The organism is Sphingobacterium cellulitidis, assembly GCF_043187465.1.
Classification (GTDB): Bacteria; Bacteroidota; Bacteroidia; order Sphingobacteriales; family Sphingobacteriaceae; genus Sphingobacterium; species Sphingobacterium cellulitidis.
Genome location: NZ_CP171136.1, coordinates 1,503,548 through 1,530,186 on the forward strand (window position 1 = coordinate 1,503,548; position 26,639 = coordinate 1,530,186).

Annotated in this window: 23 protein-coding genes; 16 read left to right on the plus strand and 7 right to left on the minus strand. The window is 39.1% G+C overall.

Going from position 1 to position 26,639, the window contains the following annotated elements:
- Positions 1 to 8 precede the first annotated feature (8 nt).
- The 4 genes from ACF3OC_RS06520 to secDF all read right to left on the minus strand — a co-directional run bounded on the left by ACF3OC_RS06520 (position 9) and on the right by secDF (position 5,334).
- Entirely contained in the window at positions 9 to 446 is a 438-nt protein-coding gene (locus ACF3OC_RS06520; RefSeq protein ID WP_094280471.1) for a GNAT family N-acetyltransferase, read from the minus strand.
- Positions 443 to 1,441, minus strand: coding sequence for a type I glyceraldehyde-3-phosphate dehydrogenase (gene gap, locus ACF3OC_RS06525; protein ID WP_179221445.1), 999 nt, complete (start codon positions 1,439 to 1,441; stop codon positions 443 to 445). Before gap ends, ACF3OC_RS06520 begins: the two co-directional genes overlap by 4 nt.
- Positions 1,441 to 2,079, minus strand: a complete 639-nt coding sequence (locus ACF3OC_RS06530; RefSeq protein WP_094256855.1) for a peroxiredoxin — start codon at positions 2,077 to 2,079, stop codon at positions 1,441 to 1,443. Before ACF3OC_RS06530 ends, gap begins: the two co-directional genes overlap by 1 nt.
- Positions 2,080 to 2,313: 234 nt before the next feature.
- Positions 2,314 to 5,334 (minus strand): protein translocase subunit SecDF, encoded by a 3,021-nt coding sequence (gene secDF / locus ACF3OC_RS06535; protein WP_094280473.1) that lies wholly within the window; start codon positions 5,332 to 5,334, stop codon positions 2,314 to 2,316.
- A 307-nt stretch (positions 5,335 to 5,641) separates the two neighbouring features.
- Here secDF and ACF3OC_RS06540 point away from each other — a divergent pair, with 307 nt between their 5' ends.
- The gene (locus ACF3OC_RS06540; RefSeq protein ID WP_094280474.1) at positions 5,642 to 5,992 is read left to right on the plus strand and encodes a DUF4870 domain-containing protein; all 351 of its coding nucleotides are present in this window, start codon (positions 5,642 to 5,644) and stop codon (positions 5,990 to 5,992) included.
- A gap of 73 nt (positions 5,993 to 6,065) precedes the next feature.
- On the opposite strand, the gene ACF3OC_RS06545 is transcribed toward ACF3OC_RS06540, so the two are convergent.
- Positions 6,066 to 6,533, minus strand: coding sequence for a hypothetical protein (locus ACF3OC_RS06545; protein WP_094256858.1), 468 nt, complete (start codon positions 6,531 to 6,533; stop codon positions 6,066 to 6,068).
- Positions 6,534 to 6,744: 211 nt separating this feature from the next.
- Between ACF3OC_RS06545 and guaB the strand changes: the two genes are divergently transcribed.
- The 4 genes from guaB (at position 6,745) to nhaA (ending at position 11,478) form a co-directional block, all read left to right on the plus strand.
- Complete coding sequence (gene guaB, locus ACF3OC_RS06550; RefSeq protein ID WP_094256859.1) at positions 6,745 to 8,220, plus strand: IMP dehydrogenase; 1,476 nt, start codon at positions 6,745 to 6,747, stop codon at positions 8,218 to 8,220.
- Positions 8,221 to 8,432: 212 nt separating this feature from the next.
- The gene (locus ACF3OC_RS06555; RefSeq protein ID WP_094256860.1) at positions 8,433 to 8,558 is read left to right on the plus strand and encodes a 30S ribosomal protein THX; all 126 of its coding nucleotides are present in this window, start codon (positions 8,433 to 8,435) and stop codon (positions 8,556 to 8,558) included.
- Between the two features lie 307 nt (positions 8,559 to 8,865).
- Positions 8,866 to 10,293, plus strand: a complete 1,428-nt coding sequence (locus ACF3OC_RS06560) for an alanine/glycine:cation symporter family protein (RefSeq protein WP_392471157.1) — start codon at positions 8,866 to 8,868, stop codon at positions 10,291 to 10,293.
- A gap of 15 nt (positions 10,294 to 10,308) precedes the next feature.
- Positions 10,309 to 11,478, plus strand: coding sequence for a Na+/H+ antiporter NhaA (gene nhaA / locus ACF3OC_RS06565; protein WP_094256863.1), 1,170 nt, complete (start codon positions 10,309 to 10,311; stop codon positions 11,476 to 11,478).
- A 41-nt stretch (positions 11,479 to 11,519) separates the two neighbouring features.
- Here the strand turns inward: nhaA and ACF3OC_RS06570 are convergent, their stop codons facing one another.
- Both ACF3OC_RS06570 and ACF3OC_RS06575 read right to left on the minus strand, forming a co-directional pair.
- Entirely contained in the window at positions 11,520 to 12,815 is a 1,296-nt protein-coding gene (locus tag ACF3OC_RS06570; RefSeq protein ID WP_094280476.1) for a DUF389 domain-containing protein, read from the minus strand.
- 93 nt (positions 12,816 to 12,908) lie between these two features.
- Entirely contained in the window at positions 12,909 to 13,757 is an 849-nt protein-coding gene (locus ACF3OC_RS06575; protein WP_094280477.1) for an AraC family transcriptional regulator, read from the minus strand.
- A gap of 131 nt (positions 13,758 to 13,888) precedes the next feature.
- On the opposite strand from ACF3OC_RS06575, the gene fucP (ACF3OC_RS06580) reads away from it, so the two are divergent.
- The 11 genes from fucP (ACF3OC_RS06580) (at position 13,889) to fucP (ACF3OC_RS06630) (ending at position 26,633) form a co-directional block, all read left to right on the plus strand.
- Positions 13,889 to 15,139 (plus strand): L-fucose:H+ symporter permease, encoded by a 1,251-nt coding sequence (gene fucP / locus ACF3OC_RS06580; protein ID WP_094280478.1) that lies wholly within the window; start codon positions 13,889 to 13,891, stop codon positions 15,137 to 15,139.
- Between the two features lie 10 nt (positions 15,140 to 15,149).
- Entirely contained in the window at positions 15,150 to 15,485 is a 336-nt protein-coding gene (locus ACF3OC_RS06585) for an L-rhamnose mutarotase (RefSeq protein WP_094280479.1), read from the plus strand.
- Positions 15,486 to 15,491: 6 nt separating this feature from the next.
- The gene (locus ACF3OC_RS06590; protein WP_094280480.1) at positions 15,492 to 17,156 is read left to right on the plus strand and encodes a UxaA family hydrolase; all 1,665 of its coding nucleotides are present in this window, start codon (positions 15,492 to 15,494) and stop codon (positions 17,154 to 17,156) included.
- Between the two features lie 35 nt (positions 17,157 to 17,191).
- Positions 17,192 to 17,956, plus strand: coding sequence for an SDR family NAD(P)-dependent oxidoreductase (locus ACF3OC_RS06595; protein WP_094280481.1), 765 nt, complete (start codon positions 17,192 to 17,194; stop codon positions 17,954 to 17,956).
- Positions 17,957 to 18,105: 149 nt separating this feature from the next.
- Positions 18,106 to 18,963: a fumarylacetoacetate hydrolase family protein gene (locus ACF3OC_RS06600; RefSeq protein ID WP_392471161.1), complete on the plus strand. Its 858-nt coding sequence runs from the start codon at positions 18,106 to 18,108 to the stop codon at positions 18,961 to 18,963.
- Positions 18,964 to 18,972: 9 nt separating this feature from the next.
- Positions 18,973 to 19,803 (plus strand): amidohydrolase family protein, encoded by an 831-nt coding sequence (locus ACF3OC_RS06605; protein ID WP_392471163.1) that lies wholly within the window; start codon positions 18,973 to 18,975, stop codon positions 19,801 to 19,803.
- Positions 19,804 to 19,808: 5 nt separating this feature from the next.
- Positions 19,809 to 20,597, plus strand: a complete 789-nt coding sequence (locus ACF3OC_RS06610) for an SDR family oxidoreductase (RefSeq protein ID WP_094280484.1) — start codon at positions 19,809 to 19,811, stop codon at positions 20,595 to 20,597.
- A 504-nt stretch (positions 20,598 to 21,101) separates the two neighbouring features.
- Positions 21,102 to 22,268, plus strand: a complete 1,167-nt coding sequence (locus ACF3OC_RS06615; RefSeq protein ID WP_094280485.1) for a glycoside hydrolase family 172 protein — start codon at positions 21,102 to 21,104, stop codon at positions 22,266 to 22,268.
- Between the two features lie 5 nt (positions 22,269 to 22,273).
- Positions 22,274 to 23,518: a DUF6786 family protein gene (locus ACF3OC_RS06620; protein ID WP_094280486.1), complete on the plus strand. Its 1,245-nt coding sequence runs from the start codon at positions 22,274 to 22,276 to the stop codon at positions 23,516 to 23,518.
- A gap of 11 nt (positions 23,519 to 23,529) precedes the next feature.
- Positions 23,530 to 25,293, plus strand: coding sequence for an L-fucose isomerase (locus tag ACF3OC_RS06625; RefSeq protein ID WP_094280487.1), 1,764 nt, complete (start codon positions 23,530 to 23,532; stop codon positions 25,291 to 25,293).
- 5 nt (positions 25,294 to 25,298) lie between these two features.
- Positions 25,299 to 26,633: an L-fucose:H+ symporter permease gene (gene fucP, locus ACF3OC_RS06630; protein WP_094280488.1), complete on the plus strand. Its 1,335-nt coding sequence runs from the start codon at positions 25,299 to 25,301 to the stop codon at positions 26,631 to 26,633.
- Positions 26,634 to 26,639 lie beyond the last annotated feature (6 nt).

The window sequence follows — 26,639 nt, forward strand, 5'->3', positions numbered from 1 at the left end:
CTCAGAATTTAATAAAAAGGAATATACATTTCCTTGTGCATACCTGCATCTTTATATTCGAATTCATCCGACATAAATTCAAAACCCATTTCCAAATAGAAAGGATAGGCTACTTCGCGGGCAATACACCATAAATAATCTGCATGCAACTGGGATTTGAGGTGTTCGATAGCAGCGTTCAGGAGTTGTTTGGCATAACCTTTCCTTCGTGCTTCCGGAAGTGTAGCCATTCCACGTAGGCGATAGCCTTCATGCGGTAGTTTCGGATGATTGGTTTTATGAACCGTTAAAACACATTGAAGCTTTTGTTCCTCGTCAAATAAGCCCAAATGAAAGCTGTCAGGCATTAAATCCTCAGGATTAATACAAAGGTCCAATGCTTTCCCTTTCTGCAGTACACTGCTTCTTAGGGCTAAGGTATCCTGTACGCTGATAAATCTAATCATCGATTGGATAATCTTTCCAGGATGTCAACCAATCTGTTGGAGTATCCAAATTCATTATCATACCAACCTACCACCTTTACCAATCCACCCACGATACTTGTCAGTTCCGAATCGAACACACAAGAGTAGGGATTGTTGATGATGTCTACCGAAACAATAGGGTCTTCAGTATAGTATAAAACGTTCTTTAATTCATTTTGCGCAGCTTCCTTGAACTTTTGGTTGATTTCTTCCACTGTTGTTTCCTTGGCCAGGTTACAGGTGAAATCCGTTAAGGAACCATTTAATACCGGGACGCGTATCCCTGCACCACCAAGTTTACCATCCAAGTGTTTAAAAACATTGGTAATCGCTTTGGCAGCGCCAGTTGTGGTTGGGATAATGGATGCCGATGCGGCTCTGGAGCGTCTTAGGTCACGATGGGGAGCATCATGCAAATTTTGATCGCCAGTCATCGAATGGACAGTGGTGATATAACCATCCACAATTTCCCAATTTTCATCCAATATTTTAATCAGGGGAGCCACATTGTTTGTCGTACAAGAGGCGTTTGAAAAAATTGGAATATTCCAATCAAAATCCTGGTCATTAATACCTAGGACAACCGTTGGAACTTCTTTGTCTGGAGAAGGAGCAGAAATAACCACTTGTTTGGCTCCAGCCTGCAAGTGTTTAGCGGCCAGTTCTCTCTTGACGAAAAGCCCTGTAGATTCGATGACCACATCAATATCCAGGTCTTTCCAAGGAAGTTCCTCGGGGTTTTTCTTGTTGAATATTTTTATAGCCTTGCCATCAATATAGAGGTGTTCCTGATCAAAATCCACCTGTCGATTTAAAGGACCATGCACAGAATCATATTTGAAGAGATGTGCCAATGTTTTTGCATCTGCAAGATCATTGATGGCCAGTACCTCGATTTGATCAAGGTTTCGATTGAGTAGATTTCTTAAGGTATGACGGCCGATACGACCAAACCCATTGATGGCAATTTTCATTATTTATTAAATTCAGCAATGATATCATTAATTCCTTTTTCGCCTTCCCAATATGTTTTCAATTGGCCGTCAGGACCATAAACATAGTTTGCAGGGAACATTTTAGGGATATGGAATTTTTGAATGAATTCTTGGTTTCTATCCCAAAGCAATTGAACATTTGATTTTCCTTCTAGTTCTTTTCCGAAAGTGCTTAGGAATTGAGCAACTAGAGCCGGATCATTCATGGAAACATAGATCACATTGACATCTTTAATTTTATCGTAGTTTTTTGCCAATCCTTTGGTTTCACTTTGACAGTGACTACATCCTGGATCAAACAATACGAAGACGGTATTTTTTCCGGCAGGGATATCAGCTTTGGTAAAAGAGATTCCAGATTTCACTTTATAAAAATTAAAGTCAGGAATACTTAATGCTGCGGCTTTTACCGTTTGAGCTGCAGCAGGAGTGGGGTTTGTACTAGGTTGTTCTGAAGTAGCATGTTCATGAGCACTATGATCGTGTCCGGCATGGTCATGTCCAGCATGATCATCATGTGCTTCAGTAGTTTCAGTTTTATTGTTCTGATTATTACATCCCACAGCTAAAACACCTAATGAAAGGCAAAGAGAGGATAGAATTAATTTATTTCTCATGTCTTATAATTAAGACTCAAAACTAATAAAAAATATAGAGTAAGTGGATTCTTCCAATAGATAAAACAGTATTTTGACATAAAGAACCCTGATTAGTTCTATTAAAGGTTTAGTTTTTTATAATAAAATTCTATTTGATGGAATTAATGGGATTTGGGGAAGGTAAATGATGCTAGTTGAGCAATAAAAAAGGCCCTGAATAATCAGGGCCTTCTATTTTCAAGGTAGATTTCCTTATGGAGTTACTACTTTTGCTTGTTTTTTGTCTTTTTCTTTAGCTGAATCTGCTAAGTGTTTACCAGCACTTAGGTCATAAATAGCAGGCGCTGCTAGGAAGATTGAAGAATAGGTTGCTACCACGATACCCACAAGGATAGCGAAAGAGAAACCACGGATAACTTCACCACCAAATACAAACAATACAGCTAATACGAAGATTACAGTCAATGACGTAATCACGGTACGGCTTAATGTAGAGTTAATTGCATTGTTGATAGTTGAACCCATATCTTCATGGTGAGCATTTGGTTTTTTCAAGTATTCACGCAGACGGTCAAATACTACGACCGTATCGTTTACTGAATAACCTAATACAGTTAAGATTGCCGCAACAAAGTGTTGGTCAATATCCAATGAGAAAGGAACAATTCCGTCCAAGATGGAGAATAAACCTAATAGAATGATCGCATCGTGGATAGTTGCAATTGCTGCACCTGCAGAGTATTGCCATTTGTGGAAACGAACCAAGATATAAGCTGCAATCACAAGAATTGAGAAGATTGAAGCATAAATTGCACGATCGCGAATATCACTAGCGATAGTAGGACCTACCTTTTGTTGAGAAAGGATCTCATATTTATTTCCTTGAACTTTGGATAAACCTTCGTTCAATTTTGCTAATACTTGTTTGTCAGCCTCGTCACTTGTTTCTTCGATATGGTAAGAAGTAGTGATACGTAATTGGTTTTCACTACCAAAAGTTTTTACTTCTGTTGTAGTTCCAAAAATATTATCCAAGTTCTCACGAATCGCTTCTGGAGCAACATTTTGGTCATAACGTACTGTATAGGTACGACCACCTTGGAAGTCTACACCGTATGAGAAACCTTTGATCATAATTGCAGCAAATGAAATAATCACGGCAATAATGGAGATAGTATATGCTACTTTTCTCTTCTTGATGAATTGGAAGTTAGCATTCTTCATTGTATGATCAGACCAAGGGAATGACAAAGTGATTTTCATGTCTTTGCTCAACATGTATTCGAAAATCAAACGAGTGATGAAGATTGCAGTGAACAAAGAGGTGATAATACCGATCATTAACGTCGTTGCGAATCCTTGGATTGGTCCTGATCCTGTAAAGAATAAGATTAAACCAACTAAGAAAGTCGTTACTTGAGAGTCAAGGATTGAAGGCATGGCATGTTTATATCCATCAGCAACGATTTGACGAGGGGATTTACCTAGGGCTTTTTCCTCACGCATACGTTCGTAGATAAGTACGTTGGCATCCACCGCTGTACCCATGGTTAACACGATACCTGCAATACCTGGGAGGGTCAGTACAGCATTCAAAGATGCAAGAACACCCATCAAGAAGAACACGTTGAAGATAACTGCGATATTCGCAGCGATACCTGCACGGTTGTAGTAAGCGATCATAAACGCCATTACTACGATAATACCGATAACTGCAGAGTTTACACCTGAATCGATAGCTACTTGACCTAAAGAAGGACCTACGATCGCTTCTTCAACGATTTTAGCTGTTGTAGGAAGTCTACCAGCTTTCAATACGTTTGCTAAGTCTTTGGTATCTTCAATTGTAAAGTTTCCAGAGATTTGAGAGTTACCATTTGGAATTTCTTCATTTACACCTGGCGCAGAGTACACCACACCATCCAATACGATCGCGATAGCATCTCTATTTTGTGCTGCTTGCGCAGTAACACGTTTCCATTGACGCGCACCATCCGCATTCATTTCCATAGAAACGATAGGGCTGTTTTGTTGGTCAAATCCTTCACGTGCATCTGTGATCACTTCACCAGTCATTACAGGACCATTTTCAGTACCTGTAGTTTTGATAGCGTATAATGAAAGGAAATCTTTAGCGTTGTTTTCAGGTTTTACAGCCCATAGCAACTTCAAGTTTCCAGGAATAATAGATTTTACTTCCGGACGAGCGAAGAAAGCATTTACTTTAGCTGTATCTTTTAGGTTCGCATAACCCACTACAGCACCAGGAGCCAATTGTTGTTGACCATTTTGGTTGAAAGTAGCAGGGGATAGAACTGCGAATAAAGGATTTTCAGCTAATGCTGTAGCATCAGGTTGAGCTGAAGAATCTGCTTTAGCAAAATCTGTTCCTTTTTGGTTTGCACCTAATTTTGCCAATAAGTTTTCTTCTTTTTTAGTCGTATCAGCAGCTGCAGTCGCAGTCGAATCAGAAGCCACATTAGCAGCAGGTTTATCTGCTTTTAAAGTAGTTGCTAAAGTTCTGTTGATATTTTCTAAAAGTGAATATACTTGTGGATTTTGATAAGTTTCATAGAATTCCAATTTCGCAGAACCTTGTAAAAGCTTACGAACACGTTCTTCATCGTTTACACCAGGTAGTTCGATTAAGATACGGTTGGTTCCTTGTTGGATTTGAATGTTAGGAGAAGCAACACCGAATTTATCGATACGCGTACGCAAAACTTTATACGAGTTTTGGATTGCGTTGTCAGCTTCTTTATTCAAGAAATTACGTACATCAGATTCAGAGCTGTTACCATTGATGATTGCAGCGTTATCTTTGGTTGCAAAGAAAGATGCAATTGGTGTAGAAGCACCAGTTTCTTTGTACTCGTTTAAAAATAATTCAATTAACGAAGTGTTACTTGTTTTACTTTTTGTTACAGCATTTTCTAATGCTTTGTTGAAGTTTGCATCTTTGGGGTTGTCCGCTAGATTGGCAATCAATTCGTTCAATGAAATTTCCATTGTAACGTTCATACCACCTTTAAGATCTAGTCCTAATGCAATTTCATTGGATTTCGCTTCGCGATAGGTGAATTTAGCAATACCTATATTATATACCACCTCACCAGCAATGGAATCTAGGTAGGCTTTTTCTTTAGCCATGTCGCCTTTGGCGTATTCCGCTGCGTCTTTTTCAACTTTTCTAGTTACAAAAGTGAATGATAAGGAGTAGAGGCACGCTAAGGAAACCACTATCACCAAAAATTTAATCAGCCCTTTACTCATTGTCTAATCGTAATAAATTATGGTTTTTATGTTCTTTTTTAAGCTTAATAATATTTTACCAAGATTCGCAAAGGTATAAAAAAATTACATAATGAAAACAGTATATCAAACTTAATACGGAAAAATTTGTTTTTAAATATTTGTTTCATTTTCAGCGAAAATTGTGACCAGTACCTTTCTTAAAGATTTAATAAAATGCCCTGTTTTCAGGGATGTTTTACTGAATTCTGTATCCCTAAATTTGACCAAGATGTATTTAATAGTGAACATTTCAATCATTAGGCTTACAATTTAATTTAATCACACAATGGAAAGAAACGATTTAAACACAAAAGACATTAAGATTCAGGATAATAAATCCCTTGGGATAATTTCCTATCTAACCTGGGTTGGGTTATTGGTAGCATTTTTAATGAATCGGGATAAGAATGACCCCTATGTTAAATTTCATATCCGCCAAAACTTAGGTCTTTTTGCGGTCAGTATCATTGGGGGATTAGTGAGGTTTATTCCGGGAATTGGCGGGATATTATTATATGTTGTATTTCTGGCTTTATTTATTTTTTGGATTATTGGATTAATTGGCGCAATCAATGGACGAGAGGCAGCAGTACCTGTAGTTGGAGGGATGTTTCAAGATTGGTTTAAAGGAGTTTAGGAAAATAAGAAATAGGGAAATAAAAAAAGGCTTTTTCAATTGAAAAAGCCTTTTTTATGATTGTTTGAATGGATTATCTTAAGATAAATTTAAATCCTAAGCTGAAACGGCCAGCTTCGAAGTTAGATTCATTAGATAAGTTCCACCAAGGTTTCCAATCGAAGTGGATACCAAGTGGAGTAGAAGGGATCTTGTATTCAAGACCAGCTGCTGGACGGATCGCGAAAGCAGAATCATCATTTGCGAAAGCGATTTGAGGACCAACACCTAAGTACCAACCTAAGCCACCAGCACCAGAGAATGGGCGGTTATAAGAGTAATCAACTCCAATCACAGTAAAGTGATCACCGAATAATACTTGAGCTTGACCTGCATTAGCACCACCAAAAGAGTGTTTAACTTGAGGACCAAATAAAGTTGGGCCATCGCCTAAGTCAATACCTAGACCGATTGCTGTTTTATAAGGAGTTTGAGCTTTTGCTTCGTTAAAGCCAAAAACTAATGCTGCTGCAGCTGCTAGTGATAGTAATGTCTTTTTCATAAATATTGTGTTAATTAAACTTTAATTTAGTACATGATTAGCAATTAGCTTGCCAAAATTTTAACATAGTTTTAACTATTGTCTAAAATACCTGGTTTTAGGTAAGGTATTGCTAATGTCGATTTTATGTAAATAGTTGTATAGAGTTTTATTATTTTATAAATTTTCGTAAATTTGCCTCGCAAATAGGAAACCCCATTTAATATTTGCTATGCAATTAGATCCACAAAAATTCGTACAAGAAGGACTTACCTACGACGATGTATTATTAATCCCAGCTTACTCGGAAATCTTACCACGTGATGTAGATACAAGTACATTCTTAACAAAGAAAATCAAATTAAATATTCCATTGGTATCAGCAGCTATGGACACAGTTACCGGCGCTGATTTAGCTATTGCGATTGCGCAGGCTGGTGGAATAGGAATGTTACATAAGAACATGACGATCGCTGAACAAGCGGCGGAAGTTCGTAAAGTCAAGCGTTCGGAGAGCGGGATGATTCAAGATCCAGTAACTCTATTGGAGAATGCTACGGTTGGTGATGCTTTTCAGATTATGAAAGATCACAAAATCGGTGGGATCCCGGTGATTAATTTAGAGAATAAATTAGTCGGCATTGTTACAAACCGTGATCTTCGTTTCCAAAAAGATATGACGCGTCCGATCTCTGAGTTGATGACTCATACCGATTTGGTTGTTGCTCCAGAAGGAACAGATTTGATCAAAGCAGAAGAAATTCTTCAAAATCATAAAATTGAAAAATTACCAGTGGTTGATGCCAATGGGATTTTAAAAGGACTGATTACTTTTAAAGACATTCAGAAATATAAACATTATCCAAATGCTGCTAAAGATGAACATGGACGTTTATTGGTAGGTGCTGCGGTAGGTGTTACTGGAGATACTTTAGAGCGTGTTGAAGCTTTAGTAAAAGCTGGAGTAGATGTTGTTACCATTGACACTGCCCATGGTCATTCTTTAGGTGTTATCAATAAATTAAAAGAAGTAAAAGCAGCATATCCTAACTTGCAGGTTATCGTTGGTAATATCGCTACTGGAGATGCCGCTAAAATGTTGGCAGATGCAGGTGCCGATGCGGTTAAAGTTGGTATTGGTCCAGGTTCAATCTGTACTACCCGTATCATCGCAGGAGTTGGGGTACCACAGTTATATGCAGTTTATGAAGTTGCAAAAGCATTAAAAGGAACAGGAGTTCCATTGATCGCTGATGGTGGTATCAAACAGACTGGCGATATTGCGAAGGCAATTGCTGCCGGTGCAAACACCATCATGGCAGGTTCATTATTTGCCGGTGTTGAAGAAGCTCCAGGAGAAACGATTCTTTTAGAAGGTAGAAAATTCAAATCCTACCGCGGAATGGGATCTGTTGAGGCCATGGAAAAAGGTTCAAAGGATCGTTATTTCCAGGATGTAGAGGATGATATCAAAAAATTGGTTCCAGAAGGTATTGTAGGTCGTGTTCCTTATAAAGGAACCTTGGCTGAAGTGGTTTACCAATATATTGGTGGATTACGTGCATCAATGGGCTACTGTGGAGCTGCAACGATTGAAAAATTACAAGAAGCTAAATTTGTTCGTATAACAGGTGCAGGATTAAGGGAGTCACATCCACATAATATCCAGATTACAAAAGAAGCACCTAACTACAACAGTAGAGGATAAGGATATCCGATATGGGGTATAAAAACAGGGTTATGGATTTTCCATAACCCTGTTTTGTTTTTAGAATAGCATGAATTTTACTTTTGTGATTGAAATTTTTGAATGAGGTAAGTTTTAGGTTTGCTGCGTAATTAGTTTTGTAATCTTCCTGATTTTTAGTAATTTGAGGGTTCGAAACAAATTTTATTTAACAATAACATAAAACTTAGCTTATGGGAAAAGGAGATAAAAAAAGTAGAAGAGGAAAAATAATTATGGGATCTTATGGAAAAAAACGTCCAAGAGATCCTTGGAAAGATAAAACAAGTGCGAAGAGCAGCGAAAAAGAGTCTAAATAAACATATTTTCTGAAATGTAAGAAGCATCTTATGAAGGTTGATCCGAATTAAGGTGCTTTTTTCTTTTTCAGAATTTGAAACCGGGAAGGATAGAATTGGCTTAATTTTAATAAAAGAGGGGGAAAATAGACCTGAAAATCGATAAATTCTTGAATCCCTTATATTTTCAATTTGAAATATATAGAAAAACTGTGTCAATTCTTTCTATAGAATTAGCGGCTAATATAGAGAGAATCTATGCAAAAATTCAAGAAAGGCTTAGAAGTATTCTATATTTTAGCGGACCAACCAATTTAGGGGCGGATTTATGCAGGAAATTATAGACAAAATTTATAGTATAGTTTGGAGTGATGCCTTGGTGTATCTCTGTTTATTAGCGGGTGTTTATTTTAGTATCCGGTTTAAACTTCCACAACTGATTTATCTCAAGGAGATGGTCCGCTTGCTATTTAAGGGGGGGAGTTCCAAGAAAGGGATTTCATCTTTTCAGGCATTTTCCTTGGCGATTTCTGGCCGAGTGGGTACCGGTAACATAGCCGGTGTGGCAACGGCAATCGGAATGGGAGGCCCAGGAGCCATTTTTTGGATGTGGGTGATCGCATTTCTAGGAAGTTCGTCCGCAATCATAGAAGCCACTTTAGGTCAGCTTTATAAAGAAGAAAAAGACGGTCAATACCGGGGTGGACCTGCTTACTATATTCAAAAAGGATTAAAGAGTAAGGTGTTTGCATGGGTTTTTGCCATCGTAACCATTATCAGTACGGGATTCTTACTGCCCAGTGTCCAAAGTAATAGTATTGCCGTGGCAATGAAATCGGCATTTAATTTTTCGCCAGGAATTGTTGGACTTTTCTTAGTTTTATTATTAGGATTTATCATTATCGGTGGAGTAAAGCGAATCAGTAAGGTTGCGGAGTTTGTAGTTCCTTTTATGGCAGGTGCCTATATTTTAATGGCTGTTGTCATCATCGTTTTAAATATTCAGCAGGTACCAGCGATTTTCAAATTGATATTTCAGTCGGCCTTGAATTTGGAGGCGACCTTTGGAGGAATAGTAGGCTCCGCGATATCATGGGGAGTAAAGCGTGGTATTTACAGCAATGAAGCAGGGCAGGGTACTGCACCACATGCTGCTGCGGCAGCAGAAGTAAGCCATCCGATCAAACAAGGATTGGTTCAAGGGTTTTCCGTTTATGTGGATACCCTGTTTGTTTGTACAGCAACAGCTTTAATGATCCTTTTTACAGGTCAGTATAATGTTGCACACCCAGAGGGCGGATTTATCGTTCAAAATATCCCTGGCATAGAAGCTGGGCCAGAATTTACACAAATGGCTGTTTCGCAGCATTTCCCAAACATAGGCTCGGGATTTATTGCGATAGCCTTGATGTTCTTTGCTTTCACTACCATCATGGCTTACTATTACATTGCAGAATGTAATGTCAGTTTCCTGGGAAAGAAAAGAAGTAGGTTGGCGATGATTTGGGTTTTGAGAGCGATGATCTTGGGTTCCGTCTATTTTGGATGTATCTCAACCGCAAAAATGGCTTGGGATTTAGGAGATATTGGTGTCGGAATGATGGCTTGGTTGAATATGATCGCCATAATTCTATTGCACAATAAGGTGTTGAAACTGTTTAAGGATTACAATCAACAACGTAAAGAAGGGAAAGATCCGGTCTTTAATAATCAGGAGACTAAGTTTTCTGACGTCGAAATTTGGGAGAAAAAATAAATTATATAATTATCTATGGCTAAACTAATTAATCTAAACGCTTTTAAGGATTTCTTTGCTTCCAGTAATGCTGGGGGGATCATGCTCTTTATCTGTGTTATTCTTTCCATGATTTTCGCAAATAGTCCTTTGGCAGGATCGCTTCAAAATCTATTGGACCTACCATTAGGATTCGAAACAGAATCAATTCATTTAAAATACTCGGTTTTATTATGGATCAATGATGGTTTAATGGCGATCTTCTTTCTATTGGTTGGTTTAGAGATCAAGCGTGAAATCGTAGAAGGCGAGTTGTCATCACCTAAAAAAGCTTCCTTGCCGATTTTATGTGCCATTGGCGGGGCGGTTGTGCCGGCATTGATTTATCTTTCATTCAATGCTGGAAAAGAAACAGCTGGCGGCTGGGGGATTCCCATGGCGACAGATATCGCCTTTGCATTGGCGGTGATCAATTTATTGGGAAATCGTATTCCTTCAAGTTTAAAGATCTTTTTGGCAGCATTAGCGATTGTGGATGATTTAATTGCCATCCTCGTTATTGCCTTTTTCTATTCCTCTGGAATTGAATTGACTTATCTGTATTATGCAGTTGCTGGTATGGTGGTATTGATTTTAATGAACAAATTCAATATTCAGAATCCATACCTTTATTTGATTCCAGGAGCATTTATTTGGTATTTCGTGCACCATTCCGGGATTCATGCGACTATCGCAGGGGTTTTGGTAGCTATGACCATTCCAACCAATGAAACGGATGTAGAATCGCCATTGGAGCGTTTGGAACATGCCTTGACCAAGCCTGTAAACTTCTTGATTATTCCATTGTTTGCCTTTGCAAATACAAATATTACTTTGGAAAGTGAAATGCTTGGCGGGTTGACCTCTGGGTTGGGATTAGGAATATCCTTAGGTCTATTGGTTGGTAAACCGGTAGGTATCTTGTTGACCTCATTTATTTGTACTAAAGCTAAGTTGAGTAGTTTGCCGGAAGGTAGTGAATGGAAGCATATCATTGGCGTAGGATTATTGGCGGGAATCGGATTTACCATGTCAATTTTCATTGCAATCTTATCCTTTAATGATCCGGAGCATGTTTCAGAGGCGAAGCTCTCCATTTTAGTGACTTCATTATTGGCCGGAATATTTGGTTATCTGGCTCTGAATTCTAAAAAAGAATATAAATAATCAACAAAAAGAGGTAGCTGAATAAGCTACCTCTTTTTGATTTAATTCGTCCGAGCAATTTTGATATTTTCTGTTTGCAATTTGTTTTCGAGCCATTTTTTGAGTTTGGCTGAAACTTCCGGGTTAAGCGGTTTTTGTGCCGTATAGGTAATTGTATTTTGGTAAAAACTACTGTCCGGATTCACTACCACCAATTGCTTTCCTATGCTGAATGGAGCTAATTCAGGAAATAAGATATTAATTTCTTTGATTAAGTCAGAGTCATCAAATGTATAGGTGGAAAGTTCCCTTCTTAGATTCTGTATGGTTACATCCTTTTCCGACACATTTCTAGATTGTTTATTGATCTCGGCAAGGATATCACGTTTTAAATCAGTGCTATCCTGTCTGATTACCAGGTTGGTGTTTCCGAGATTATAGGATAAAAGCTTGTTGTTTAGTTCTTTAATTTCCAGGGAATCAAATTTTTTGGCAAGAAAAGCCAGTTCTATCTTTTTAGGATTCTGATTGAAATGGGTGTTTTCATAGATTAAGGTGTAGCCCTTACTGGTGAACTCATTTTGAATAAAATTATCTACATTTTGACTGTATTTTTTCTCTTGTAAGAGCAGGTAAGCCAAATAGAAGCTAGGGATCAGAATAACCAAAATCAATGTACTGATGGTTTTGGTTATCTTTTTTTCTCTTTCCTGGTCTACGAATTTTACTTTAGGGTATTTCAACAATTTGACAATCAAGAAGGTTGAGATACAGATAAAGAAGCAGTTTATGGTGTATAAGTAAAGGGCTCCGCCGAAATAGGATAGGTTTCCGATGGCAAGGCCATAACCGGCAGTACAAAGAGGGGGCATGAGGGCCGTTGCGATTGCCACACCCGGGATGGGGTTTCCTTTTTCCACGCGTGTTAAGGCGATAACTCCCGCTAAACCACCAAAGAAAGCGATTAAGACATCGTAAATATTCGGAGCGGTTCTGGCTAGTAATTCAGATTGCGCGTCCTTAAAAGGGCTTAAAAGAAAGTATAGAAAGGAAACAAACAAGCTGACGATGGTTGCAATACCAAGGTTCTTGATGGATTTCTTCAATAAATTAAAATCATATGTTCCAAGTGCAAAGCCGGCACCTACGATTGGTCCCATCAAAGGGGAAATTAACATGGCTCCAATAATAACAGCGGTGGAGTTTACATTTAGACCTACCGAAGCTACCACGATGGCACAGGCAAGAATCCAAACATTAGCACCGCGAAAGGAGATACTCGAGGTTACATTTTCTAACACTTTGTCTTTGGCTTCTTCGCCAAAGTGCAAATTGAAGAATCGATAAAATTTATTCATTGGAGACGTTTTGTAAGCTGCAAAAATATATTTTTCCCTTAAATTGAGAAATGTATTGTTGGATTCGGTAAATTTTTTTCGAAAGAATGTAGATTAACTTCTAAACTGGCCTGGAGTCATCCCAGTGATAGTTTTAAAGGATTTATGAAAGCTTACGAAGTTGTTGAATCCGGAGTCATAGCAGATCTCCTTCAAATTCAGGTTGTTATTCTTTAGTTGGAAGCAAGCGTGAGAAATTCGTAATTCATTGATGAATTGGACTGGGGTTTTGCCTGTCTTTTGTTTAAAATATCGACAGAAGGAGTTTTCAGTCATTCCGGCGACCTTGGCCAAGTCCTTCAGCATGATTTTATGTTTGTAATTCTGACGGATATAGCCCATTAAGCTGTTCATTCTAAATTGATCTTCGGATTGATTTAGGATGGAGTAATTCTCACTAATGAGTTCCTCAGAATCTGCTTGTTGGAGAAGGCTAAGACCTTCCAAAAGATGGAATAACTTAGCTAATCCATTGCTATTTAAACAACTCTGAATATATCGATCAAAATCACCATTAGGTTCGACCTGCATTAATTTTCCTTTAAACGATAATTCCAATAAGGGTTTTAGCGAACTTATTTCAGGTGTGTTGACAAAATTTTGGATACCAAAATCATTGATAAAATGGACTACCACACAATCAATGGGTTCATTTTGATTCTCTTTAGTAGTTTCATCAAATAGCCAGTAATGAGGAATCTGGGATGGGATCAATACCACGATGCCGGGTTGAAAACTCTTGATGCGGTCACCCACGAACAAAGTGCCTGAGCCTTTTTTGACATACACCAATTCTAATTCTTCGTGGTAGTGCCAAATGGACTGATGTTTCGGGAAATAGTCCCTACGCATTTGGAAGCTTTGATTGTGTGATTTTGGAACAGCTAGTTGTTTAATGATCATTGTTGTCGAATTTATTCATAAAAAATGGATATCAAAGGAGAATAATGTTAAAATAGTTTATAAAGAAGGTAATATAGTTCAATACTTTTTAGCTAAATATCTCGTATTTAGATTTTCAATTATAATCCACTATGAACAATCGGAGTAATACGGTAGCTATTATATTAATCACGTCCCTGTTTTTTTTCTGGGGCTTTATCCATAATCTGGATCCAATCCTAATTGCGCATTTAAGAAGTGCCTTTAGCTTGAGTCATCTACAAGCCTCTTTAGTGGATTCTGCGGTTTTTGTGGCTTATTTGGTGATGGGTATTCCGGCCGGATTGATTATGCAGAAATATGGGTATAAGGTTGGGATTTTGGTTGGATTGATCTTGTTTGCCATAGGCTGTTTCTTATTTGTTCCGGCAGCAAACACGATGAGTTATGTATTCTTTTTGTCGGCATTATTTGTTGTAGCTTGTGGGATAACCATCCTAGAGACTGCAGCAAATCCATATATGACTGTTTTGGGAGATCCCAATACGGCAACTCAGAGGTTGAATTTTGCACAATCTTTTAATGGATTGGCTGCTTTTGTTGCTCCAATTGTAGGGGGGAAGTTTATTTTGGCGGAAGACCCCAAAACTGTAGAGCAGGTTGCGGCATTGTCGGATGTAGAGCGATTAGCATATATTCAAACCGAAACGGCTGTGGTCAAAGGACCTTATGTGATATTGGGGGTTATCATTTTAGTGGTAGCCATCATATTCTTTTTCATCAAACTTCCAGAAGTTAAGGATGAAGAAGAGGGTGGAACAAGTTTTATTAAAGCATTGCGTCATAAAAATGTGATATGGGCTGTATTAGCACAGTTTTTCTATATTGGAGCTCAGGTTTGTGTTTTGAGTTTCTTAATTGTGTATGCCGTTGAGGTTTCAGGTATTGAAGCGAAAGAGGCAAAATATTATGCTGGAGTAGCCGGTTTGATGTTTATGTTGGGGAGATTTGTCGGAACGTTCTTCATGCGCTATATCGCACCATCAAAATTATTGTTATACTATGCCGGAATTGCAACGCTATTGACCCTGGTATGCATTTTTGGAAGCGGAAAGCTAACTATGTACAGTATGGTTGCAATCGCATTTTTCATGTCCATTATGTTCCCGACGATCTTTGCAATTGGCGTTGAAGGAACTGGAAGTGATACCAAGTCAGCATCAAGTTTGATTATTATGTCTATTGTTGGTGGAGCATTATTGCCACCAGTGTTGGGCTATGTATCGGACTTAACAGGCAATATGCAATACGGATATTTTGTAGTTTTGGTTTGTTTCTTGGTTGTGGCGTTATTTGCTTCGCAAAACAAGAGTAATAACCTGGCTGTTAAACAAGGACATTGAGAATAAATATATGAGTAATAAAAGATATGCTTTAGCATTGGATCTGGTTGATGACCCGACGATGATCGCTGAATATGAGGATCATCATAGGCGAGTTTCTACGGAGATAAAAAAATCAATAACTGATGCTGGTATCACAGTGATGGATATATATCGCTTTGGTAATCGGTTGTTTATGATTATGGAGGTGGATGAAACCTTTAGCTTTGAGCGTAAAGATCAGATGGATGCTGAGAACCCTGCTGTACAGGTTTGGGAGCAATTAATGTGGAAATATCAGCAGTCCATACCAGGGTCGAAGCCTGGTGAAAAGTGGGTAATGATGGAACAAATATTTGAATTATAAAATCAAATGGAAAAAGAGAGATTGGAATTTTTACAAATCCATCCAAAAGATAATGTATTAGTAGCGCTACGAGATTTAGTAGCGGGTTATACCTTGAAATTTCAAGGTAAAGAAGTTGTTTTGAAAAGAGCAGTATCGGCGAAGCACAAGTTAACGATTGAACCTATGAAGAAGGATTCTGAGGTTTACATGTATGGTGTTTTGGTGGGGAAGGTAAATGAAGATCTGGATGCAGGGGAGCTGCTGGATGTGCATAATTTACGTCATGCTGCGGAAGACTTTAAGTTAGGTGAGAGGAAGTTAGAATGGGTTCAACCGGATGTTTCGGCATTTAAAGAACGCAGTTTTAAGGGTTTTCACCGTAGTAATGGTCAGGTTGGAACTGCCAATTATTGGTTGGTTATTCCCTTGGTGTTTTGCGAAAACAGGAATGTTTTGACCTTGAAAGCAGCATTGGAGGAGAAGTTAGGGTATAAGGTTGAATCCAAGGATTACTCCGATGAGGTAGATGAGTTGATTTCCAAATATAAAAATGGAGCTTCTGTAGATGAGTTGATGAACGTTGATTTAAGTTCTGCACGGGCGAACAAGGGCAAGAACAAGCTTTTTCCGAATGTGGATGGGGTTAAGTTCTTGAATCATGACATGGGTTGTGGTGGTACGAGAATGGATTCGGATGCTTTATGTGGTTTGCTAGCGGGTTATATTACCCATCCTAATGTTGCGGGAGCGACCGTATTGAGTTTGGGATGCCAGCATGCGCAAGCTTCGATTCTGAAAGCTGAAATTGCGAAGCGAGATCCGAAGTTCGATAAGCCATTGTTTGTTTTTGAGCAGCAGTTTGAAGGAACTGAACAGGAATTGATGCAAAAAGCTATCAAATCTACGTTTACAGGCTTAGTAGAAGCGAATAAATTGGAAAGAACCCCTGCAGGGTTGAATAAATTATGCATTGGTTTGGAATGTGGAGGTTCAGATGGATTTTCAGGGATTTCTGCCAATCCTACCTTAGGATACCTTTCAGATATGATGGTGACCTTGGGAGGTTCAGTAATCTTATCTGAGTTTCCGGAGCTTTGTGGAGTGGAGCAAGAGTTGAGTGATCGTTGCATTGACGAACCTACAGCTGAGAAGTTTATCCACTTAATGCGAACTTATAATGCGAAAGCAGAGGCTGATGGTTCAGGTTTTTACATGAATCCATCGCCAGGAAATATACGGGATGGTTTGATTACTGATGCGATTAAATCAGCAGGAGCGGCTAAAAAGGGTGGAACATCCCCAGTTGCTGCGGTTGTGGATTATCCAGAGTTGGCAAATCAACCCGGGTTGAATTTACTCTGTACCCCAGGAAATGACGTAGAGAGCACCACGGCGGAGGTTGCTGCCGGTGCAAATATAGTTTTGTTCACAACAGGATTAGGAACGCCGACTGGTAATCCAATCAGTCCGGTAATCAAAGTGGCCTCGAATACCAAGGTGTTCAATAAAATGAATGATGCCATCGATTTAAATTGCGGGACCATCATTGACGGCGAAGAAAGTATTGCTGAGGCGGCACATCGGATTTTAGAATACGTCATAGCGGTAGCAAGTGGCGAGGTTACTGCCAAAGCGGTGAAGCTTGGGCAGGATGATTTTATTCCTTGGAGACGTGGGGTTTCACTTTAAATTGTAATAATTAAAATACTATAATACAATAAAATATGTCTAGGTTAAAAGATAAGGTAGCCATTGTGACCGGAGGGGGGAGCGGAATTGGACGAGCGATTTCAACCTTGTTTGCCAAGGAGGGAGCGACAGTTCATATTTTGGATTTGAATCCTACAGGTGCAGAAGATACGAAGGCTGATATTGAGTCTCAAGGCGGTAAATGTGAGATCCATACCTGCAATGTGAGTCAGCAAGCTGAGGTTCTGGAAATAGTCAAGCAGATTGGCAGAATTGATGTCTTGGTGAATAATGCTGGTATTGCCCATGTAGGGAACCTTGAGAACTGTTCTTCGGACGATTTTGATAGAATATACCAAGTGAATGTAAAAGGCGCTTATAACGCTTTATTTGCGGTCGTTCCGGTTATGAAAGCAACTGGTGGTGGTGCCATCTTAAATTTAGCTTCCATAGCGACATTGGTTGGTATTCCAGATCGTTTTGCTTATTCGATGAGTAAAGGGGCAATTTACGCTATGAGTTTGTCGGTAGCCAAAGATTATTTGAAAGATAATATTCGTTCGAATTCAATTTCACCAGCGCGAGTTCATACACCGTTTGTGGATGGGTTTATTGCGAAGAACTATCCGGGTCAAGAGGCGGAAATGTTTGAGAAATTATCGCAAACCCAACCGATTGGTCGTATGGCGCAGCCAGAGGAAATTGCAAAATTGGCTTTATTCCTTTGTTCAGATGATGCTAGCTTTATCACTGGTAATGACTATGCTATCGATGGAGGATTTGTTAAATTGAATAATTAGATCTTAAACCAATTTATTGGAGTTGATTAGACCGACAAGTATTTATTCAGCTTACAATTAATGATTGGCTTAATATATTTTTTTACAGGATAGAGGTTTAGGTTTAAGACTTTAGGGGCCTACATCGCATATCGAAATACTTTTTACATATGAAATTAATTAGATACGGAGATTCAGGAAGAGAGAAAATCGGAGTTCATATTGATGGTAAGAACTATGATGTTTCAGCATTTGGCGGAGATTATAATGAGGAGTTTTTCACGGATAATGGTTTGGAGCGATTAGAGGAGTTTGTAAAGGCGAACCATGGTAAGTTGATTGAGATTCCAGCGGATAGCCGAATTGGAGCTCCATTCGCAAGACCTTCAAAAATTGTTTGTATTGGATTAAACTATTTGGATCATGCCAATGAAACAGGAGCAAAGATTCCAGAAGAACCAATAATCTTTATGAAGTCTACAACCGCCTTGGTTGGACCTAACGATCAGGTAATGATTCCTAGGAATTCTGTGAAGACTGATTGGGAAGTGGAGTTCTGTATAGTAATCGGTAAGAAAGCATCTTATGTAGATGAGTCTGAAGCATTGGATTACGTTTGTGGCTATGTTTTGCATAATGATGTTTCGGAGCGTGAGTTCCAAATAGAGCGTGGTGGCACATGGGATAAAGGGAAGGGTTGTGATACGTTTGCTCCAATGGGTCCTTATATGACAACCTCAGATGAAATTCCTGATATCAATAATGTGAAATTATGGTTGAAGGTGAATGGAAAAATTTACCAAGATGGTAATACTTCAAACCTGATCTTCAATGTTCCATTTGTGGTTTCCTATGTTTCACAATTCATGACTTTGTTGCCTGGGGATGTTATTTCCACTGGAACACCAGCAGGAGTTGGTTTAGGGTTCAATCCACCGATTTATTTGCAACCCGGAGATGTTATTGAGTTAGGTGCGGATCACTTAGGTGAACAACGTCAGGAAGTTATTGCATTTCAAAAATCATAATCCATTGTTATGAGAATAGATACTCATCAGCATTTTTGGCTTTATCATCCTGAGAAGGATGCTTGGATTACCGATGAAATGTCGGCGATCCAACGTAATTTTTTGCCCAATGATATCTCTGGAACCCTGAAGGAATTAGGTTTCGATGGGGTCGTAGCTGTGCAAGCGGATCAATCGCATCGAGAAACAGAGTTTCTATTGGAACTTGCTCAGGTGTATAAACTGATTAAGGGGATAGTTGGCTGGGTTGATTTGCGTTCAGAAAGGGTTGAGGAGTATCTTGAAAATTTCTCGAAACATGAGCTTATCAAAGGGTTCAGACATGTTGTTGAAGGGGAGGATGATCCGGATTTTCTGAATAGGGATGAGTTCTTGCGGGGAATGGCAGCTCTAACGAAATATGGTTATACCTATGATTTGTTGCTTCGACCAAGGCATTATCAGAGTTCCTTGGCTTGTGTGGCAGCAAATCCGAATCAGGCTTTTGTGCTGGACCATATCGCTAAACCGCCAATTAAGTCTCAGGAATTTAGTGATTGGGCTAAATATATCGAGGACTTGGCAGCTTTTCCGAACGTACATTGTAAGATTTCCGGACTTGGGACGGAGGCGGATTGGAAGAACTGGAAGCTGGATCATTTCACAGAGTATCTAGAACATGTGATAAGATGTTTTGGAAAGGATAGATTGATGTTTGGTTCGGATTGGCCGGTTTGCTTATTGGCCGGAAGTTATGAGGATGCCTTGCGTATTGTTGAGCATCGTTTGGGAGATTTCAGTGAATCAGAACTGAAAGGTTTTTGGGGTGATAATGCAGTGAAATTCTATAGTTTAAAATAGTTTATATGAACTTAAATTTAAAAGGTAAAGTAGTATTGGTTACAGGCGGTGCTAAGGGAATTGGAAAAGGTATCGTCGAGATGTTGGCTGAGGAAGGTGCTATTCCGGTAATCATCGGCCGGAAGGAAAAAGATAATGCTTTAGTGGTAGCAGAGTTGGCGGAGAAAGGGTTTCAATCCCTGGGAGTAGTGGCCGAATTGACGAATCCTGAAGACTGTAAAATCGCAGTTGAACAAGTTGTTTCTCAATTAGGCAGGATAGATGCTCTGGTAAACAATGCCGGACTGAATGATGGAGTTAGCTTGGAAGATGGGGATTATGATTCATTCGTAAAATCTTTGCATAATAGCTTGGTGCATTATTATTTGATGGCCCATTATTGCTTGCCTGAACTAAAGAAAAATAAAGGAACGATTTTGAATATTACTTCCAAGACTGCCGAAACAGGGCAGGGCGGAACGTCAGGGTATGCGGCTTCAAATGGCGGTAGGAATGCTCTAACTCGGGAGTGGGCAGTGGAATTATTGCCTTATTCCATCCGAGTAAATGCTATTGTTGTTGCTGAAAGCATGACTCCACAGTATGAAAATTGGATTAAAACCATTCCAAATCCAGAGGAAACCTTAAAGAAAATAACGAGTAGAATTCCATTGGAAAATAGGATGACCAGTGTTGAAGAAATTGCGAATATGGCAGTATTCTTAATTTCAGATCGATCGAGTCATACCACGGGTCAACTTATTCATGTGGACGGGGGCTATGTTCACTTGGATCGAGCCTTGATTAATGATTAAAATTCATTTACTACCTTTTGTAAACGACCAGGAGCTGCTTTGAGTAAAATGCAGCTCTTTTTATTTCCTCTCCACTCAATTGGAACCCTCTCGACATTAATGTTATTAGGGAAGTGGAAATATAGAGATGATTTTGGGATTTTGATTTTTTAAAATGTTACAAAAACGAACTATTTCTCAAAAATGTTGTTTTATTTAAAATAACCTAAGATTTCTTATTCTTTTTCCCTTCGAAATACTGATAATTTATTGTTTAATGATTAAAAAATATTGGAATTTATTTTGATATTAAACGTTTAAGCATTAACATTGTGTAATTATAAACTTAAAAGTATCACAGCTTTATTAAAGAAATCATTTGCCACAATGATTTGATTTTTGCCTAATTGCTTAAACGTTTAAAGCATGATAAAGCATTCCTTCTAACCGGGAAAATAAGCTTGCTCTTTCAAGTTGAAGATTGATTCCGATTAAACATGTGAATAATCAACTAATACATAAATCATGAAAATAAAATTATTATTAGCTTCCTTATTACTCAGTGGTATGACCTATGCCCAGCAAAAGCCTCAATTTAATGGGATTGATATGAATATGGGAACTTTGTCAAAGCTTTCAAATGCGAAGACCAGATCGATCAGTCCGGAGAATTTTACGGGTGAAAAAGGGAAAGGGGGCATGGCTGATCCAGCGAAGCAGGCTGGGCAGAAGAATGTTGCAAATGCGTCCCATGCATCCAGAGAATTGGGTGTTGGCTGGAAAGTGAATCCTTATATAACCATTCAACCTGGAGAAACCTTTACCATGGCTGAAATCAATGAGTCAGGGGTAATTCAGCATATGTGGATGACGCCAACAGGTAATTGGAATCATACTATTTTTAGAATTTATTGGGATGGAGAGTCAAATCCATCTGTAGAATCCCCTGTGGGTCCATTTTTTGGAATGGCTTGGCATCGTTTTGCACCATTGAATAGTTTGGCCATCACCGTGAATCCAGGTAGTGCGTTTAATTCTTACTGGAAAATGCCATTCAGGAAGAGTTGCAAGATCACGATGGAGAATATTTCCGGTGAGCCCATGAACCTTTATTACCAAATCGATTATACAGTTACAGAGGTGCCTGAGGATGAGGCCTATTTTCATGCTCAATATCGTCGTTCAAACCCTACCCAAGGGTCATTGCATACCATCATTGATGGAATAAAAGGCAAAGGACAATATGTAGGAACCTATTTAGCAGTAGGCGTGAATAATATCGGTTGGTGGGGAGAAGGTGAAATCAAGTTCTTTATGGATGGCGACAAAGATTATGCAACCATCGTAGGAACCGGGTTGGAGGATTATTTCTGTGGTTCATACAATTTTGAAAATAAAGCGACTCGACAATATCAAGAATATTCGACGCCATATGCAGGACTTCATCAAGTTATACGTCCTGATGGTGTTTATGAGTCTCAGCAAAGGTTTGGGATGTACCGTTGGCATATTTTGGATCCAGTGAGATTCGATGGTGATTTAAAGGTTACCATTCAGGATTTGGGCTGGCGATCAGAAGGTCGGTACCTTCCTCAGAAATCAGATATGATCTCTGTAGCGTACTGGTATCAGGCAGAGCCGCATGGTAAGTTCCCGAATCTTCCTTCCAAAAATGATTTAGAAGTAAACTAATATCTATGAAAAAAACATTGGTATATGCGTTAATGGGGGCATCAGCAGTCATGATGGCCAGCTCCTGTCAACAAAATAAGAAAAGTGATTCATCAACCGAGAAAACAGTGAATACAACATATAAAGCAGGTCAATTCGGATATGATCTACAGTTTTTACAAAAATACGATAGCGTATTGATTTTGAGTAATGAGAGTGGTTTAGGTCAGATTTTGGTTTCCCCGAAATATCAAGGTAAAGTATTCACTTCCACAGCTGATGGACCAGATGGAAAAAGCTTTGGTTGGGTGAATTATAAAGCATTCTCAGCTCCTGTTGATCCGCACATGAATGCCTATGGTGGTGAAGATCGCTTATGGTTAGGGCCAGAAGGTGGTCCATTTTCATTGTACTTCGAAAAAGGCAATGAAATGGTTTATGACCATTGGAAAACACCTAGCGCTATCGATACGGAAGCATGGACCTTGCTGTCATCAAATGGCAACTCGGCTAGCATGGAAAAAACTGCGGAGTTAAAGAATTATGCGGGAACCGTATTAACGATGAAATTAAATCGTGAGGTCAAGATGCTTAGTAATTCCCAAATCGAATCAGATTTAGGAATCCAATTGAATGATCAGATCAAATCTGTAGGCTTTAGTACGTTGAATGGAATTACCAACACGGGTAAGGAAGCTTGGACGAAACAAACAGGTGCTCCATGTCTATGGAGTTTAGATATGTTTATGCCATCGGACAGCACGGTTATTTTGGTGCCGTATCAAGAAGCAGCGAAGGGGAAAGTGGCAACAACGGATTATTTCGGAGAAATCGATAAAGATCGAATCAGCTATAAGGATGGTGTATTGTACTTCAAGGCCGATGGTAAGTCTCGTGGTAAACTTGGGCTTTCGCCAGCACGTGCTAAAACCATTGCTGGGAGCTATGATTTAGAACATGGTGTATTAACGGTGACGAAGTTTTCTGTTGATTCCAGTAAAACCTATTTGAATCAAGAATGGACAACTGAAAAAGATCCCTTCCTAGGCGATGCGGTGAATGCTTATAACGACGGACCATTGGAAGATGGAGGTCAGATGGGGCCATTTTATGAAATAGAAAGTGTTTCACCGGCTGCATTCTTAAAGCCTTCGGAAAAGTTGGAACACACGCATAATGTTTATCATTTTATTGGAGATAAAGAGCAAATAGCTAGTTTGTTAAAAACGTTATTTAATATAACTGTTCAAGATATTCAATCTGCATTTTAAAGCACTACAACATGAATAAATATCCAAAAATTGGGATTAGACCAATAATCGATGGCCGTTGGGGTGGTATCCGAGAATCCTTGGAAGACACCACCATGAATATGGCAAAAGCTGTTGCGAAATTATATGAGTCTGAATTGAAATATCCAGATGGGAGTCCTGTACAATGTGTAATTGCAGATAGTTGCATTGGCGGAGTGAAAGAAGCAGCAGATTGCCAAGAGAAGTTTGATTTGGAGCAGGTGGGCGTTTCACTTTCTGTGACTCCATGCTGGTGTTATGGTTCTGAGACCATGGATATGGATCCTATTCGTCCTAAAGCGATTTGGGGTTTTAATGGAACAGAAAGACCTGGTGCAGTCTATTTGGCTGCTACAGTAGCTGCGCATAACCAAAAAGGATTACCTGTATTTAGCATTTATGGACATGATGTTCAGGACATGGGCGATACGAAAGTTCCAAATGATGTTCGGGAGAAGTTGTTATCCTTTGCTAAGTCAGGTTTAGCGGTTTCAATTTTACGCGGTAAGAGCTATTTGGCAATCGGATCGGTTTCTATGGGTATCGTGGGATCTATCGTCAATGCGGAATTTTTCCAGGAATATCTAGGAATGCGCAATGAATATGTGGATTCTTCGGAAGTGTTGAGGCGTATTCAATTGGGTATTTACGATGAAGAGGAATTCCAGAAAGCACTGGCATGGACCAAGAAACATTGTAAAGAAGGTGCTGATTTTAATCAGAAACATAAAGTAAAAAATCGGAAGGAAAAGGATGAGGATTGGGAATTTGTTGTAAAAATGACCTTGATCATCCGTGATTTGATGATTGGAAATTCGAAGTTAAAGGAAATGGGACATGCTGAAGAGGCCATGGGTCACCATGCTTTTATTTCGGGATTTCAGGGGCAAAGACAATGGACCGACTTTTTGCCTAACGGCGATTTCTCTGAAGCAATTCTAAATTCATCCTTTGATTGGAATGGAAATAGGGCCCCATACATGGTTGCTACGGAAAATGACTCCTTGAATGGTGTTTCTATGGCATTCAATTATCTTTTAACCAATACAGCGCAAATATTTGCGGACGTGAGAACCTACTGGTCGCCGGATGCTGTTAAAAGAGTAAGCGGATGGAAACCTACCGGAGCTGCCAAAGATGGCTTTATCCACTTGATAAATTCAGGTTCGGCAACACTTGATGGAACCGGACAACAAACAGCAAATGGAAACCCAGTCATGAAACCCTATTGGGAAATCTCAGACAAGGAAGCTAAAGCATGTTTAAAAGCAACGACTTGGTATCCTGCTAACCGGGATTATTTCAGGGGTGGTGGTTATTCCTCCAACTTTTTAAGTAAAGGTGGAATGCCGGTAACGATGTGTAGAATAAATTTGATTAAAGGTTTAGGTCCGACCATACAAATTGCTGAAGGATATACAATTGATATTCCTGAAAAAGTGCATAAAGTACTCGATGAGCGTACGGATAAAACATGGCCAACCACTTGGTTTGTGCCTGAATTGACTGGAGAAGGAGCCTTTACGGATGTGTATTCTGTAATGGCAAATTGGGGTTCAAATCACGGAGCCATTAGTTATGGCCATATCGGCCATGACCTGATTACCATGGCAGCGATGTTAAGAATTCCAGTATGTATGCACAATGTATCAGCTAACCGATTGTTTAGACCTGCTACATGGGCAGCATTCGGCATGAATCAAGAAGGAGCGGATTATAGAGCTTGTGAGGTATTTGGACCACTTTATAAATAAAAGACATGAGCAATCAGAAGAAATCTTTGTTTAGAGATGATGAAGGGAACTACCTATTGGTTCCATTCTTATTTATCTGTAGTTTATTCCTGCTTTGGGGTTTTGCCCACGGATTTTTGGACGTATTAGACAAGCATTTTCAAGATTTGTTGCATGTATCCAAAGCACAATCAGGATTTGTACAATTCTCGCTCTATATCGGTTATTTGGCGATGGCTATTCCGGCAGGGTTATTTATCAAGAAGTTCGGCTATCAGAAAGGAATTATTTTCGGATTGACGTTGTTTGCCATTGGCGCATTTATGTTCTATCCAGCAGCTAAATTAGCCGCATTTATTCCATTCTTGACTGCTTTATTCGTTATTGCCTGCGGACTTGCCTTCCTGGAAACTGCTGCCAATCCATATTCGATCGTATTAGGATCCAAGGATGGAGCTGCTCGAAGAATTAACATATCGCAATCTTTCAATGGATTGGGCTGGATATTAGGCCCGCTGATTGGGGGATTGATGATATTCGGAACAGAGTCTGAAGGAGAACATGATAAGTTTGATTCCTTAGTTCAACCCTATATTGGGATCGGTTGTGTGGTAGTTGTGGTGGCGATTATATTCCTCATTATCAAACTTCCGGAGATTAAGGAGAAAAAAGAGGCTGGTGAGTATGAAGAGAATCCGCCAATGCGGAATCTATTGAAGCACCCGGTGTTTATTTTTGCTGTTATAGCTCAATTTTTATATGTAGCTGCTCAAACAGGCACCAATTCATTTTTTATCAATTATGTGATTGATGCTATTCATGATTTAAAAACTCCGATTTCAAATATTATGAGTCATTTAGGGGCATTTGGAGAATTCTTTATGCCTAAGAATGATGAACAAGCCGCTTCCTTAATTTTAGCGATTGGTGGTATGGGAGCATTCTGGATAGGGCGTCTTACAGGATCCTATCTCATGAAGTTTATTGCACCACATCGTCTGTTAGGATTTTATGCGGTGATGAATGTTATCCTGAATATCCTCGTATTCCTGAATTTAGGCTGGGTTTCAGTTTTTGCTCTGTTTTTGACCTATTTCTTTATGTCAATCATGTTCCCAACGATCTTTGCATTAGGTATAAACAATTTAGGAACATTAACCAAAAAAGGATCTTCCTTTTTGGTAATGGCAGTTGCCGGAGGTGCATTTTGTCCACCATTAATGGGCTTGATCGCAGATCATAGTTCTATGGCGACAGGCTTTATTATTCCTGTGTTATGTTATGTGGTGATTGCCATTTTTGCTATTTGGGGCGTGGGAAAAGTAGAAGGTAAGTTGGATATGTCAAATCCGACGCATTAAAATTGA

Bases quoted from the DNA above. Each gene is read 5' to 3' on its own strand.
- ACF3OC_RS06585 (WP_094280479.1), top strand. From the start codon at position 15,150: ATGAGTAATAAAAGATATGCTTTAGCATTGGATCTGGTTGATGACCCG.
- ACF3OC_RS06555 (WP_094256860.1), top strand. From the start codon at position 8,433: ATGGGAAAAGGAGATAAAAAAAGTAGAAGAGGAAAAATAATTATGGGA.
- ACF3OC_RS06560 (WP_392471157.1), top strand. From the start codon at position 8,866: ATGCAGGAAATTATAGACAAAATTTATAGTATAGTTTGGAGTGATGCC.
- secDF (WP_094280473.1), bottom strand. From the start codon at position 5,334: ATGAGTAAAGGGCTGATTAAATTTTTGGTGATAGTGGTTTCCTTAGCG.
- ACF3OC_RS06590 (WP_094280480.1), top strand. From the start codon at position 15,492: ATGGAAAAAGAGAGATTGGAATTTTTACAAATCCATCCAAAAGATAAT.
- guaB (WP_094256859.1), top strand. From the start codon at position 6,745: ATGCAATTAGATCCACAAAAATTCGTACAAGAAGGACTTACCTACGAC.
- nhaA (WP_094256863.1), top strand. From the start codon at position 10,309: ATGGCTAAACTAATTAATCTAAACGCTTTTAAGGATTTCTTTGCTTCC.
- ACF3OC_RS06520 (WP_094280471.1), bottom strand. From the start codon at position 446: ATGATTAGATTTATCAGCGTACAGGATACCTTAGCCCTAAGAAGCAGT.
- ACF3OC_RS06625 (WP_094280487.1), top strand. From the start codon at position 23,530: ATGAATAAATATCCAAAAATTGGGATTAGACCAATAATCGATGGCCGT.
- ACF3OC_RS06615 (WP_094280485.1), top strand. From the start codon at position 21,102: ATGAAAATAAAATTATTATTAGCTTCCTTATTACTCAGTGGTATGACC.
- gap (WP_179221445.1), bottom strand. From the start codon at position 1,441: ATGAAAATTGCCATCAATGGGTTTGGTCGTATCGGCCGTCATACCTTA.
- ACF3OC_RS06575 (WP_094280477.1), bottom strand. From the start codon at position 13,757: ATGATCATTAAACAACTAGCTGTTCCAAAATCACACAATCAAAGCTTC.
- ACF3OC_RS06610 (WP_094280484.1), top strand. From the start codon at position 19,809: ATGAACTTAAATTTAAAAGGTAAAGTAGTATTGGTTACAGGCGGTGCT.
- ACF3OC_RS06600 (WP_392471161.1), top strand. From the start codon at position 18,106: ATGAAATTAATTAGATACGGAGATTCAGGAAGAGAGAAAATCGGAGTT.
- fucP (WP_094280488.1), top strand. From the start codon at position 25,299: ATGAGCAATCAGAAGAAATCTTTGTTTAGAGATGATGAAGGGAACTAC.
- fucP (WP_094280478.1), top strand. From the start codon at position 13,889: ATGAACAATCGGAGTAATACGGTAGCTATTATATTAATCACGTCCCTG.
- ACF3OC_RS06620 (WP_094280486.1), top strand. From the start codon at position 22,274: ATGAAAAAAACATTGGTATATGCGTTAATGGGGGCATCAGCAGTCATG.
- ACF3OC_RS06605 (WP_392471163.1), top strand. From the start codon at position 18,973: ATGAGAATAGATACTCATCAGCATTTTTGGCTTTATCATCCTGAGAAG.
- ACF3OC_RS06540 (WP_094280474.1), top strand. From the start codon at position 5,642: ATGGAAAGAAACGATTTAAACACAAAAGACATTAAGATTCAGGATAAT.
- ACF3OC_RS06570 (WP_094280476.1), bottom strand. From the start codon at position 12,815: ATGAATAAATTTTATCGATTCTTCAATTTGCACTTTGGCGAAGAAGCC.
- ACF3OC_RS06545 (WP_094256858.1), bottom strand. From the start codon at position 6,533: ATGAAAAAGACATTACTATCACTAGCAGCTGCAGCAGCATTAGTTTTT.
- ACF3OC_RS06595 (WP_094280481.1), top strand. From the start codon at position 17,192: ATGTCTAGGTTAAAAGATAAGGTAGCCATTGTGACCGGAGGGGGGAGC.
- ACF3OC_RS06530 (WP_094256855.1), bottom strand. From the start codon at position 2,079: ATGAGAAATAAATTAATTCTATCCTCTCTTTGCCTTTCATTAGGTGTT.